Origin of the sequence: Buchnera aphidicola (Nurudea yanoniella) (assembly GCA_039829995.1) — a bacterium.
In the GTDB taxonomy this organism is placed as follows: Bacteria; Pseudomonadota; Gammaproteobacteria; order Enterobacterales; family Enterobacteriaceae; genus Buchnera_B; species Buchnera_B aphidicola_AV.
The window spans coordinates 106,739-120,888 of record CP140036.1; the positions used below are offsets into that span (position 1 = coordinate 106,739).

The 14,150-nt window shown below is 23.2% G+C and carries 13 protein-coding genes, 1 tRNA gene and 1 pseudogene; 11 read left to right on the forward strand and 4 right to left on the reverse strand.

Annotation, left to right across the window (positions count from 1 at the left end):
- Positions 1 to 50 precede the first annotated feature (50 nt).
- Positions 51 to 631 (forward strand): annotated as a pseudogene (gene dcd, locus U0T64_00505) (dCTP deaminase).
- A gap of 223 nt (positions 632 to 854) precedes the next feature.
- Complete coding sequence (gene metG / locus U0T64_00510; GenBank protein XBC41508.1) at positions 855 to 2,483, forward strand: methionine--tRNA ligase; 1,629 nt, start codon at positions 855 to 857, stop codon at positions 2,481 to 2,483.
- A gap of 48 nt (positions 2,484 to 2,531) precedes the next feature.
- On the opposite strand, the gene tilS is transcribed toward metG, so the two are convergent.
- From tilS to U0T64_00525, 3 genes are all read right to left on the reverse strand, one after another.
- Positions 2,532 to 3,842, reverse strand: a complete 1,311-nt coding sequence (gene tilS / locus U0T64_00515; GenBank protein XBC41355.1) for a tRNA lysidine(34) synthetase TilS — start codon at positions 3,840 to 3,842, stop codon at positions 2,532 to 2,534.
- A 64-nt stretch (positions 3,843 to 3,906) separates the two neighbouring features.
- Positions 3,907 to 3,980, reverse strand: a tRNA-Val gene (locus tag U0T64_00520).
- Positions 3,981 to 4,063: 83 nt separating this feature from the next.
- Entirely contained in the window at positions 4,064 to 5,419 is a 1,356-nt protein-coding gene (locus U0T64_00525) for an MATE family efflux transporter (GenBank protein ID XBC41356.1), read from the reverse strand.
- A gap of 270 nt (positions 5,420 to 5,689) precedes the next feature.
- Here U0T64_00525 and U0T64_00530 point away from each other — a divergent pair, with 270 nt between their 5' ends.
- The 9 genes from U0T64_00530 (at position 5,690) to tyrS (ending at position 13,676) form a co-directional block, all read left to right on the forward strand.
- On the forward strand, positions 5,690 to 6,301 hold the full coding sequence (locus U0T64_00530; protein XBC41357.1) for a riboflavin synthase subunit alpha: 612 nt from the start codon (positions 5,690 to 5,692) through the stop codon (positions 6,299 to 6,301).
- Between the two features lie 80 nt (positions 6,302 to 6,381).
- Positions 6,382 to 6,963, forward strand: a complete 582-nt coding sequence (gene rsxA, locus U0T64_00535; protein ID XBC41509.1) for an electron transport complex subunit RsxA — start codon at positions 6,382 to 6,384, stop codon at positions 6,961 to 6,963.
- Positions 6,964 to 7,025: 62 nt separating this feature from the next.
- A complete protein-coding gene (locus U0T64_00540; protein XBC41358.1) occupies positions 7,026 to 7,484 on the forward strand; it encodes an RnfABCDGE type electron transport complex subunit B in 459 nt (152 codons plus the stop codon).
- Positions 7,485 to 7,563: 79 nt separating this feature from the next.
- A complete protein-coding gene (gene rsxC, locus U0T64_00545) occupies positions 7,564 to 9,129 on the forward strand; it encodes an electron transport complex subunit RsxC (GenBank protein ID XBC41359.1) in 1,566 nt (521 codons plus the stop codon).
- A gap of 60 nt (positions 9,130 to 9,189) precedes the next feature.
- Entirely contained in the window at positions 9,190 to 10,245 is a 1,056-nt protein-coding gene (locus tag U0T64_00550; GenBank protein ID XBC41360.1) for an RnfABCDGE type electron transport complex subunit D, read from the forward strand.
- An 8-nt stretch (positions 10,246 to 10,253) separates the two neighbouring features.
- Positions 10,254 to 10,883, forward strand: coding sequence for an electron transport complex subunit RsxG (rsxG, locus tag U0T64_00555; GenBank protein ID XBC41361.1), 630 nt, complete (start codon positions 10,254 to 10,256; stop codon positions 10,881 to 10,883).
- Complete coding sequence (locus U0T64_00560; GenBank protein XBC41362.1) at positions 10,876 to 11,586, forward strand: electron transport complex subunit E; 711 nt, start codon at positions 10,876 to 10,878, stop codon at positions 11,584 to 11,586. The genes rsxG and U0T64_00560 overlap by 8 nt, the downstream gene beginning before the upstream one ends.
- A complete protein-coding gene (gene nth, locus U0T64_00565) occupies positions 11,564 to 12,199 on the forward strand; it encodes an endonuclease III (GenBank protein XBC41363.1) in 636 nt (211 codons plus the stop codon). The genes U0T64_00560 and nth overlap by 23 nt, the downstream gene beginning before the upstream one ends.
- Before the next feature lie 202 nt (positions 12,200 to 12,401).
- Entirely contained in the window at positions 12,402 to 13,676 is a 1,275-nt protein-coding gene (gene tyrS, locus U0T64_00570) for a tyrosine--tRNA ligase (protein XBC41364.1), read from the forward strand.
- A gap of 26 nt (positions 13,677 to 13,702) precedes the next feature.
- Here the strand turns inward: tyrS and U0T64_00575 are convergent, their stop codons facing one another.
- On the reverse strand, positions 13,703 to 14,101 hold the full coding sequence (locus U0T64_00575) for an iron-sulfur cluster assembly accessory protein (GenBank protein ID XBC41365.1): 399 nt from the start codon (positions 14,099 to 14,101) through the stop codon (positions 13,703 to 13,705).
- Positions 14,102 to 14,150: the final 49 nt, after the last annotated feature.

Genomic DNA, 14,150 nt, shown 5'->3' on the forward strand with positions numbered 1-14,150 from the left:
TTAACATTTTATTAAAATTGTATAATTAAAATTTCTATAGGTTGAGTTAAATGAGATTAAGTGATAGAGACATTGAATATTTTATAAAGAAAAAAAAATTAATTATTATACCTACTCCATGTAAAAAATTTATTAATGGAGTGACAGTTGATATTCGTTTAGGAAATCAATTTTATACTTTTTGTAAAAAAAAAAGAAATATGTTGATTTCAGTAAATCAAAGAGTGAAATTTCTTTTATTTTGAAAAAAATTATGAATAAAAAGAAAATTGTATCTAAAAATGAAAAGTTTTTTTTATATCCTCGTTCGTTAGCATTAGCAGTTACTTTTGAGAAAGTTATTATTCCAAATAATTTAGTAGGATGGATTGATGGCCGTTCTTCTTTAGCACGTCTTGGATTAATGGTTCATGCTACTTCACATCGTATAGATCCAGGTTGGCGTGGGAATATTGTATTAGAATGTTTTAACTCTGGAAATATGATATTGTCATTGTGTCCAGGTATGTTAATAGCAGCGATTAGTTTTGAAATATTATCTAGTCCATCACTAAGACCATATAATGTCAGAAAAGATGCGAAATATTTTGATCAAAATGGAGTAACATTAAGTAAAATATATAAAGATTAAATAAGAATTTAAGATTTTTTCTGAATTTTTTAATATGTTTTATGTATTTTATGAATATATGTTTAAAAAACATATTTTAATGAATATTTTTTAATTTCTAAATAATATTTTAGTAAAAATTTAATAATTTTTATATTTTTATATTAAACATATTTTGTTATATAATTAAAATGTATTTAATAAAACATTAACTTAAGATAATCATTATTATGATAAAAAAAAAATTTTAGTAACTTGTGCATTTCCGTATGCTAATGGTCCAATTCATATTGGACATATGTTAGAACATATTCAAGCGGATATTTGGGTTCGTTTTAAACGAATGAAAGGCAATGAAGTATGGTTTATTTGTGCAGATGATGCACATGGCACTCCAATTATGTTAAAATCAAATCAACTTGGTATCACACCTGAACATTTAATATCATCTGTTAAAACTGAACATATTAAAGATTTTTCAAAATTTAATATAAAATATGATAATTACTACTCCACACATAGTCAAGAAAATTTGTTTTTTTTAAAAAAAATATATTATCGCTTAAGAAATAAAGGATTAATAAAAAAAAGGGTTATATCCCAGCTTTTTGATTTTTCAAAAAATATATTTTTACCAGATCGTTTCGTAAAAGGTTCTTGTCCTTTTTGTTTAGCTATAGAACAATATGGTGATCATTGTGAAAAATGTGGAAGTACATATTCTTCTTTGGATTTAATTAATCCTATATCTGTTTTATCTGGAACGAAACCTATATTAAAAGATTCATTGCACTTTTTTTTTGATTTACCTTATTTTAGTTCTTTTTTAAAATCGTGGATTCATTCTGGAATTTTGGAAAAATCTGTAGTTAACAAAATAATGGAATGGTTTAATACTGGGTTAAAAGAATGGGATATTTCAAGAGATGGTCCTTATTTTGGATTCAATATTCCTGGATTTCTGAATAAATATTTTTATGTTTGGTTAGATGCTTCTATTGGATATATTAGTACGTTTAAAAATTTGTGTAAAAAAAATATTGATTTAGTTTTTAATGAATTTTGGAAAGAAAATTCAGATACTGAGTTATATCATTTTATAGGTAAAGATATTATATATTTTCATAGTTTGTTTTGGCCAGCAATATTAGAAGGCAGTAATTTTCGTAAACCTACTAAGATTTTTGTTCATGGGCATGTAACTATAAATGGATTGAAAATTTCTAAGTCTAAAGGATTAGTAATTACTGCAAATCGTTGGTTAAAAAATTTAGATTCAGATAGTTTAAGATATTATTATGCTACTAAAATTTCAAAAACAATCAAAGATATTGAAATAAATAGCGATAGTTTTTTAAATAAGTTTAATTCTGATATTGTTAATAACATAGTTAATTTAGCATCAAGAATTGCAAGTTTTTTATCTAATCATTTTAATTGTTACTTATCGAATGATATTGATAATATAATTTTATATAATACATTTGTAAGCGGAACAGAACGAATAGAATATTTTTTAGAAAGAAATGATTTTAGTTTAGCTATTTCTTTAATTATGCAATTTTCAGATATGGCTAATAGTTATATAGATAAAAAAAAACCATGGGTAATGATTAAAGACATTAAAAAATTTAAAGATCTGCACAATGTATGTACTACGGGAATAAATTTATTTAAAATAATAATGACATGGCTTAAACCAATAATTCCTAATTTAGCAAAAAAAGCTGAATCTTTTTTAAAAATTGAGTTAATTTGGAATGATATTTGTAATCCTCTTTTAAATCGTAAAATTTCTGTATTTAGTACTTTTTGTACAAGAATAAAAAAAGTTCAAACAAAATTTTTGTCAAAAAAAATGGAAAATTCTTAATTTTAAATTATTTCTTTCAATGTTTTTAAAAATTATTAATATTATATATTAATTTTTTCTTATTTTACTAGTCCACGACAGATACCATATATTATTAGAAGGAATATAATTTTTATCATGAATAGTGAATATTCCTAATGCACTAATAAATGTATTATTATAAAATAATAAAGGAATATTATTTCTATGCCATGGAGCAATATTATTTTCTTTCCATATTTTTTTAATTGATGTTCTTTTTTTATTTTTTTTAGTAACGAATTTTCCTGAGATTTGAAAACGTATATTTACTAATTCACTTTTTTTTGGATAAGGAAGCATTGTTCCATATTGATTTTGAATGATATACCCTAAATTATTAGGTAATTTTAAATTTTCAAAAGGATAGTACCACATTAAAATTAGTTGTTTTATACAAGGAATAGAATTTGATATATATAAATTGTGTTTATATCTTTTTATTTCATAATTTTTTATTTTTATTTTTGCTTTAGAATCTTTTTTTGATAAAATTATTTCATAATAGATATTTGTTATAGCTTTATGTGAAGGAATAACAAAATTATTATTTTTAATCCATGTTCTTAGCAAGATGTGTCTTAATTCTGATGGAATAATTTTAAATATTTTAATGTTTAAAATAGAATTAGATATCAGGTTTTGTTTAAGTATTTTATTTATAGTTGTATCTAAAAATTTTTTTTCTTTTTTTAGTATGAGTATACTTTTTGCACATTTTTTTGTGAAGTTTGTCCACCTTTTAGTTAGTAATGGTAGTATGGTGTGACGTAAGAAATTTCTATCATAAGATGTATCATAATTGCTTGTGTCTTCTATCCAAGGTATATTATTTTTTATCATCCAATATTCTATATCAAATCGAGTAGTATTTAAAAGTGGTCTCATAATAGTATTTTTATTAAATAATTTACTTTTATAGGATATTCCACTTAACCCAGAAATTCCGCTACCTCGTTTTAAAGATAAGAAAAATGTTTCGCATTGATCATTGAGATTATGTGCTGTTAAAATAATTTCTTCAGGTAATACTTCATCGTATATTGCTTTATAACGTTGTATTCTAGCAGCTTCTTCTAGTCCTGTTTTTTTTGTATTTAGCGTAATTTTTTTAATTATTATAGGAATATTATATGTTTTACATGTTTGTTTACAATGTTTACTCCATATATTTGAATTTTCATTAAGTTGGTGATTGATATGAATTGCACGAAAATTAAATGTAGGTTTATTTTTTTTTATTTTTAAAAGTTTATGAAAGAGAAAAGTAGAATCTATTCCGCCACTATACGCCAATAAAAAATTAAAATTTTTCATTCTTTTTATATTTTTTGTAATCATAAATAAAATAAAGTTACATTTTATAATATTATATTGAAAATTCAGTTATAGTTTGAAATATTTATGTGTCCGAGTGGAATTGAACCACTGGCTTCTACCTTGTCATAGTAGTACTCTTTCCGACTGAGTTACGGACACAATGAAAAATAATATACTTTGACATATATATTATAATTAGAAATTTTATTTTGCAATAAAAATATATGTTTGAAAAATTAATTTTATATCTTTTTTAGATTTTTATGTAATGATATTATTCTAAATAAAGTCATTAAAGATGATGATATTAATGCAAAAAATATACCTATCCAAAATCCAATTGCTCCCATTTTTGGAGTGATAATATTGGTTAATGCTAAAATATAGCCTATAGGAAAACCCAATATCCAATAGGATATGAAAGTGATGATAAAAATCATACGTGTATCTTTATAACTCCTTAAAATACCATTGCCTATTATTTGGAAGAAATCAAAGATTTGATATGCTGCAGAAATTAATATTATTTCTTTTGTATAGTTAATAATATTATTTTCTATAGTGTATAAATTTATTATATTTTTGCAAAAAAATATAATGGAAATTGATATTATTGTAGATAGGACAAACCCTAAAATTTGTGCTGATATTATAATAGTAGAAATTTTTTTAAAATTTTTTCGTCCTAAATAAAATCCTATCCGAATACTAGTTGCAGTTCCTATTGAAAGAGGAATAATAAAAATAAATGAACTAATATTCAAAACAATTTGGTGCGCAATGATTTGTGTAATATCTAAAGATGCAATCAGTAACGTTATTAATGTGAATAGTGCAACTTCAAAAAATAATGATAAAGCAATAGGATATCCTATTTTAAACAGATTTTTTATAATTTCTATATTTGGAAGATATTGTGTATTTTTAAAAGCAAAATTTTTTTGTTTTAATATATTATTTTTAGTAATTATTTTCATCATGATAAACATAAACCAATATACAATAATTATTGATAAAGCACATCCGATATTATGGGATTTGAATAAAGAAAGTTTCTTATAAATTAATAAATAACTAATTATTATATTTAGTAACAGGCCTAGTATTCCTACAATCATGGCAGGTTTAGGTTTTATAAATCCTTCAAATTTATTTTGTATTACTTGGAAATATAAATATCCTGGAGTACTCCATAGTAACACTTTAATGTAATTAGTGATTTTTTTTTCTATGATGGGGTTAATATTACTTATTAAGTTTATGATGTAATGAACATTCCACAAAATAGTCATAATTATTATAGAAATAAACGTAGCTAACCAATATGCATTTTTAATTTGCTCTGAAATTTCTTTTATTTTTCCTGATCCATTCATATATGAAATAATTGGAATAATCGATAGTAATAGTCCGTGTCCAAATAAAATTATTGGATACCAAATTGATGTTCCAATAGATATAGCAGCTATATCAGAGTGGTTTAGAGATTTTATCATAATACTATTTATGAATCCCATACTCATTTGTGACATTTGAGCTAACATAATTGGAATAGTAACTTTTAATAATATTTTTATTTCTTTTAAATATTTTTTCATCTATAACCTTTTATAGTGTAAAATCATATTTTTTATAGATTCTGAGCATAAAATTTATAATTTTTGAAAAATTGTATAATGTAATACTAAAAATATTTTTAAACAACATATTTTTATTCTTAATTTTTAAATTTAATTGATATTAAAAAATAAAATATTAAGTTTAATTACAAATTATTTATTTTAAGTAATTTATGAAAGTATTTTTAGATAAGAGGTAATATATTTTATTCTATAATAATTTTTTTAATATTTTATATTAGGATTTTTATGTTTACTGGAATTATTCAAGATACTGCAACGATAATTTTAATAAAAAGATATAAAAATTTTCTTCATTGGATTATAAAACTACATAGTATTGATGTACAAACATTGACTTTGGGTTCTTCTTTAGCGTGCAATGGTTGTTGTTTAACTATCAAAACTATACAAAATAGCGAAATTAGTTTAGACATTGTACAAGAAACTTTAAGAATTACAAATTTAGGATGTTTAAATGAAGGACAACGTATAAATGTTGAAAGATCTGTCAGATTAGGTGAAGAAATTGGAGGACATTTAGTTTCTGGACATATATTAACCATTGCTAAAATATTTCAAATTGTAGTTTCTGACTATAATAGAGAACTATGGATTCAGTTTTATGATTATAATTTTATGAAATATATTTTTTATAAAGGATTTATATGCATTGATGGTATTAGTTTGACAATTGGAAATATTAAAAAAAACATGTTTTGTGTTTTTTTAATACCAGAAACAATATCTAATACTACTATTGGAACTAAAAAAGTTGGTGATACAGTTAATCTAGAAATAGATTATTTTACTAAACTTATTGTGGACAGTATAGAAAAGATAATGTTGAAAGATTTATAATAATATATTATTTTATTTTATATTTTTGAAAGTGAAAATGTTAATAAAAAATTATAATAGAATGTAAAATATAGGTATTGATTGTGAATTATTTTTTATTTTTTTTAAGTAATTTGTTAGTTAATAATTTGGTTTTAATTCAATTTTTAGGATTATGCCCTTTTATTGGAACTTCTAAAAAATGTAATTCTGCATATGGTTTAGGATATGCAACTATTTTCGTCATAACTTTTTCTTCCGTGTTATCATGGATAATAAACTTTTATATTTTGATTCCATTAGATTTAACGTGTTTAAGAATCATGACTTATATGTTTATTATTTCTTTTAGTGTACAAATTTCTGAAATAGTAATTAAAAAAAGTAGTCCTATTTTATATAAGTTATTAGGAATATATTTGCCTCTTATTACTAGTAATTGTTCAGTCTTAGCAGTTCCTTTGTTAAGTATAAAAATGAATTTTAATTTTTTAGAATCTTTTTTATATGGACTTAGTTCTTCTATAGGATTTTTTTTAGTTTTAACAATATTTTCTAATATAAGAGAACGTTTGTCTTCAGCAGATGTTCCTCTTCCTTTTCAAGGTAATCCGATTGCATTAATTACTGCTAGTTTATTATCTATCTCTTTTATGGGTTTTAGTGGATTTGTAAAAATATGATATTTTTTTTAATACATGCTATATCGTTTTTTAGTATTTTAAGTATTTTTTTAGGATTTTTAATGAGTTATGTACTAAAGAAATATAAATCAAATTCTGATTCTATTGTAGAAAAAATTGATGAATTGTTACCTCAAACACAATGTGCGCAATGTGAATATCCTGGATGTTATGCCTATGCTAGTGCAATTGAAAATGATAATGAAAATATAGATAAATGTATTCCTGGTGGGAGTGAAGTGGTATTAAATATAGCGAACTTATTGAATTATGATGACTCAGAATATAAAAAATTAAATTTTTTTGAAAATAAATTACCTCATATCGTAGTAATTGATGAAGATAATTGTGTGGGTTGTTCTAAATGCAGGTTAGTGTGTCCTGTAGATGCCGTGGTTGGATCATATAATTTTATGCACACGGTTTTACCTATGATGTGTACTGGATGTGATTTATGTATATCTTTATGTCCCACTAACTGTATTAAAGAAAAGAAGATATCATATGATAATTATTTTTAATTTTTTTAATAAACTTCTTTACAAATATGTTAATAATTTTATTTGTTTTTTTAAGATATTTTTTATACGTATAAAAAAAATGTTTTTATTAAATAAGATAAATGATTTTTATGGAGGAATAGATTTTATTTCTATGAAAACCAATAAATCTTCTTCTCAACTAAATCATTTAATTATTCCAAAAAAATTTTGTGTATTAGTAGATGGACAAATTTTATTGCAAAAAAAAATTATAGTTAGTCCAGGAGAAATGGTCTTACGAGGTCAAATGTTAGCAGTAGGATCAAACGATATAGCTCCTATTCATTCTCCTACATCGGGAATTATTGCTAGTATTTCGAAGAAAAAATTTAATTTTATTTCAAATAAATATTTCGGAATAATAAATATAAAATCAGATGGAAGTGACAAGTGGATTCATCGTGTTTCAACATGTAATTATAAAGAACTCAGTTATAATACATTGATTCAGTTAATTTATGATTCTGGTATTGTTGGATTAGGTGGATCAGGATTTTTATCTTCTAAAAAATTAAAATATGCATTAAAGTGTAAAATGGTACATACTTTAGTAGTTAATGCAGCTGAAAGTGAACCGTATATTACCTCAGATGATTGTTTAATAAAAAATTTTTCTGATGACATTATAAAAGGATGTCAAATTATTAAATGGATTTTAAAAATAAAAAATGTTCTAATTGCTATAGAAAGTGATAAAATTATATCATATGAAAAAATGAAAAATATTATAGAATATTTTTCTGATTTTGAAATACGGAAAATAACGACTCGGTACCCATCTGGTAGCAGTAAACAATTAATTAAGATATTATTTGATAAGGAAGTGCCTTTAGGAAAACATGCAATTGATTTAGGGATAATTATATTTAATGTTGCTACTATTTTTGCAATAAAAAGGGCAGTATTGAATGGGGAGCCTTTAACTGAAAGAATAGTTACTATTTCTGACGTAAATCTGTCATTTCAAAAGAATATTTTAACTAGAATAGGAACTCCTATTGATCATATACTTAAACAGTTTAATATTGATGCTAAAAAAAATAAATTTATTTTAGGTGGTCCAATAACTGGTATCATAATTAATGATTTAAACTTTTCTATTATAAAAACTAGTAATAGTATTTTATATTCAGAGTTTTCTTTTAATAATAATTTAGAACGTCCGTGTATTCGGTGTACAGCGTGTTCTAGTGCTTGTCCAATGTTTTTATTTCCAGAACAATTGTATTTTTATAGTAAATCTTTTGATCATCTTAAATCTCAAGAATACAATATTAATGAGTGTATTGAATGTGGAATTTGTGAGCAAGTTTGCCCTAGTAATATTCCTTTATTGACTTATTTCAGGAAAGAAAAATTAAAATTAAAAGAAAGAACATTTAAAAAAAATATCTCTAAAAAGTTTAAAAATTTATTTATATCTCGTCAATCTAGATTATATTCTTCAGGTGCAATTAATGAAAATATTATATGTTCTAGTAATATTTTAAGTAAAAGTGTTAAAAAAAAATTTACTCAAAATAAAAATATAGATAAAATATTTGTAAAAAACGTTGAACATACGAGACAAAAAACACTTGAAGAATCTATCCGTAGGGCTAAGTTCAAAAGAAATATTAAATAATTATTTTTGTTAAAATAATATATGATATGGTTTTAAAAAATTAATTTTAGAACATTATTCATGAATTATCAAAATATTAAAATTAGTAACATTTATGCATGTAGGGATACCAGTAGTATAATGTTATTAGTAGTATTAGCTATGATTCCTGGAATCATAATGGAATGTTATTATTTTACAATTGCTGTATTGATTCAAATATTTCTGTCTAGTATTACATCGGTTATTTTCGAAATTATTATTTTAAAATTACGAAAGAAGAACATATATATCAATATTTTTGATTATTCTGCAATTGTATCTGGAATTTTATTAGGACTTAGTGTTCCTGCTTTTTCTCCGTGGTGGATTTCAGTTATAGGATCTTTTTTTTCTATAGTAGTTACTAAACATTTGTATGGAGGTTTAGGAAATAATATATTTAATCCTGCAATGTCAGGATATGCCATATTATTAATATCTTTTCCTGCTATAATGACTAATTGGTCTTTTCAAAATAATTTAAATGTAATTGATACATTAAGTATTAAAAATATAATTTCAATTATTTTTTTTACTAATTTAAAAGATTATTTTGAAACATTATCTCAATTTTTTAATTTATCTTTTTTTATAACTCAAGCTACTCCATTAGAACAAATAAGAATAGACAACAGAAATATTTCAATATTTCATTTTACTGATTTTTCTATTTTTTTTGAAAATATTTTAATTTATCGACATTGGATACTGATTAATATTAGTTTTTTAGTGGGAGGTTTGTTCTTGTTAACAAAAAAAATTATTTGTTGGAGGATTTCTTTAGGTTTTTTGTTTTCGATTTTTTTTTGTTATTCTCTTGATTTTTTATTTTTTGAGAAAAATAAATTATTTCCGTTAATTCCATTATTTTTAGGAAATACTATGATAGGAGCTTTTTTCATCTCAACAGATCCAATTACGACTTCTATTACCAAAATTGGACGTATAATATTCGGGTTGGTTATTGGAACATTAATTTGGATCATTCGAGTTTTTGGTGGATATCCTGATGCTATATCATTTTCTATATTACTTGCCAATTCTGTTGTTCCTTTATTAGATTTTTATACTAGAACGCGTATTTATGGGAAGTAAATAAAGTTATGTTAAAAAAAAATTTCTCAGTTATAATTAAGTTAGTTTTTGTTTCTATGATTGCAGTTAGCAGTGTAGCTTTGGTGTATATATTGACTAAATCTAGAATAATTTCTCAAAAAAATAACTATCAAAAAAAAATTTTAAATGAAATTTTGCCTAATTTGCGTTTTGAAAATTTAAATATTTTATGTTATACGATAAAAAACAAGCTATTAGGAGACGAAAGAAATCATAAATTTTGGATGATTAAAAAACAAAATAATTTAATAGCGGTTGTTTTTGAGGCCGTTGCTCCAGATGGATATTCAGGAAACATAAATATGATTATATCTCTAACTTTAAATAGAAAAATTTTAGGTGTACGTGTACTAGAACATCATGAGACTCCGGGATTAGGTGATAAAATTGATATTCGTATTTCTGATTGGATTACTAAATTTTCGGGTATGACTGTATTAGGGGAAAATGATCCTAATTTTTCTTTAAAGAAATATGGAGGGAAAATTGATCAATTTACAGGAGCAACTATTACTCCATTATCAATAATTAATGCAATTAAACGTATTGTTTATTTAGTAGAAAACACAGAATTTAAACACTTAACATTTAAACATTGTAAATTTCATTATGAATAGTTTTTTTAAAATTTTAAGTTATGGATTATGGACAAAAAATTCGTCGCTGGTTCAATTATTAGGATTATGTCCTATCTTAGCAGTGACTACAAGTTCTATTAATGCATTAGGATTAGGTATAGTTACTACATTTGTTTTAGTTTGTACAAACGTAATAGTATCTGTTCTTAGATTTTGGATTCCAAAGGATATTCGACTTCCTATTTATATGTTAATAATTAGTGCAATTGTAAGTTGTTGTGATATTTTAATCCATGCATATTCATTGAGTTTATATCAGTCATTAGGAATTTTTATTCCTTTAATTATAACTAATTGTGTGGTTTGTGGACGTGCTGATTTCATTGCTATTAATAGTTCTTTATGGATTTCGTTGTTAGATGGATTTTTTATAGGGTTAGGAGCTACTTGTGCTATGTTTTTAATTGGATCTATTAGAGAAATTGTTGGAAATGGAACTTTATTTTTTGGTATTGAAAATTTACTAGGGGCATGGTCTAAGAGTCTTTATATAAAAGTCATTGATATCGATCATGTTTTATTATTTTTTATATATCCGTCAGGAGCTTTTATGATTTTGGGATTTGTTTTAGCTGGAAAAAATTTTATAGATAAAAAAATTTCTACAAATTTTCGAAGTATATATTTGAAAAACAAATTATATCAAAAGAATATTAAGCATGTTGAAAAAAAATCAAATTAGCGAAATTTTGTCAATTTTTTCTCGAAAAAATCCTACACCAAAAACAGAATTAAGATTTTCTTCAGAATTTGAATGTTTGATTTCTGTGATTTTATCAGCACAATCTACTGATCGTATGGTTAATACAGTTACTAAGAAATTATATAATTTTGCTAATACACCTGAATCAATGTTATTAATTGGATTAAATAATTTAAGAAAAATTATTAGAAACTTAGGATTATTTAATAAAAAATCTATATATATTATTAAAACTTGTAATATTTTGCTTGATAAATATGGAGGAAAAGTACCTAATACTATTACTGAATTGCTATCATTGCCAGGTGTTGGTCGAAAAACAGCTAATGTTATTTTAAATTGTATTTTTAAAAAAAATGTCATTGCAGTAGATACTCATGTTTTGAGAGTATGTAATAGACTTGGATTTATTAAAGAAAAAAGAGTTTTTTATGCAGAAAAAAAATTACTTTCTGTAATTCCTGAAAAATTTAAATTTTATTTTCATAATTGGTTTGTGTTACATGGCCGTTATATATGTAAATCTAAAATTCCAAACTGCTCAAAATGTTTTATAAATTATTTATGTCAATTTAAAAATAAAATTTTTTAATGTATTGTAAGAGATATTTGAATTTTATTTTTATAGTTTTTTATAATTTTTAGAAGTTGAGATGAAATTTTATGTATATAATATAATCGTATTTTTTTATTTGTATTTCAGTAAATAATTAGAAAAATAATTATTTTTTTGTAATTCAATTATTGTTGGTAATAATTAATATGTATTTTACATTTAGTATATAGGAATTTTTATGAATCAAATTAATTTAATTCATGAACTTAAAAAAAGAAGTTTGATAGCGCAAATTACTAATGAGAGTAAATTAATATCTATAATGTTAAAAAAAAATATTTCTTTGTATTGTGGATTTGATGTAACTGCAGAAAGTTTGCATGTAGGTCATATCTTGCCTTTACTTTGTCTCAAACGATTTCAAAATGTTGGTAATCAACCTTTTGTTTTGATAGGAGACGCTACTAGTTTAGTAGGAGATCCTAGTTTTAAAATGTCTGAAAGAAAGTTAAATTCAATAGATTTAGTTGAAAAATGGAAAATAAATATTTCAAATCAAATTTCTTTATTTTTAGATTTTTTTTGTAAAAAAAATAATGCGGTAATAATAAATAACTATACATGGTTTAAAAGTGTATCTTTATTACAGTTTTTATGTAATATAGGAAAATATTTTTCTGTAAATAAAATGATTACTAGAGATGCAGTTAAGAAACGAATCAGTCGTATAGATACAGGAATTTCATTTACGGAATTTTCGTATAATTTATTACAAGCTTATGATTTTTCTGTTTTATATAAAAAATATAATGTTATTTTACAACTTGGAGGATCGGATCAATGGGGTAATATTGTATCTGGAATTGATTTAATTCATAAATTGTACAAAAAAGAAGCATTTGGTTTAACACTTCCTTTATTAACTCAAAGAAGCGGAATAAAATTTGGAAAAACGGAAAAAAATACTATATGGTTAGATAGAAAAAAAACTAGTCCTTATGTATTTTATCAATATTGGATAAATATATCTGATAGCGATACATGCAAATTTTTAAAGTTTTTTACCAATCTTAATATATTAGATATAAATGAAATAGAATGTCGCTGCGAAAAAATAGAATTAAACAAATTTAAATTATTTTTAGCAGATTATATAACAGAAATAGTACACGGAAAACAAGGAGTACAAGCTGCTAAACGTATATCATCATGTTTATTTTATGGAGATTTATGTAAAATGAAAGAATCTGATTTTCTTCAGTTAAAACAAGATGGTGTGCCTACGATTAATATGTCACGTATTTTGGATTTACAACAAGTTTTGGTTGATTCTTGTTTAGCTACTTCTCGAACTCAGGCTAAGAATATGATTTTGTCAAATTCTATTTCTATAAATCGTATTAAACAAAGAAACGTTATGTATATTTTATCAAATAATGATATTTTTTTTAAAAAATATACTTTAATTTCTAGAGGAAAGAAAACTTTTTGTTTAATATGTTGGATTAAATAGTTTTTTACAATTTTATTTTTGATATTTTATAAGAATGATCCATATTTTTCTATATCAAAACTTTCTCCACATCCACAAAAATTTTTAATTTTATGGTTTTTAAATTGAAAGTTATAATTTATTCCTTTTTTTATATAGTCTATTTGTATTTTTTCTAGCATTGACAAATATTTTGAGTTTATTAAAATTAATATTTTTTCAGAAACAAAACTAATGTCAGAAGGGTGTATTTTTTCTATTAATTGCATATAATATTTTGCTCCCGCGCAGCCCGATTTTTTTATTCCTAGTTTAATTCCTGTTTTTTTTTCTTTTTTAATAATTTTGTAAATTTGTTGTTCTGCTGCGTAGCTTATTTTTATCCATTTTACATTTTTTTCGGTTTTTATTTGTTGAAATAATGTTAGATAACGATTTTTTTTCATAATTTATCCTTATTAATTTATTAAATATTATTGTATTTATTTTTAATTA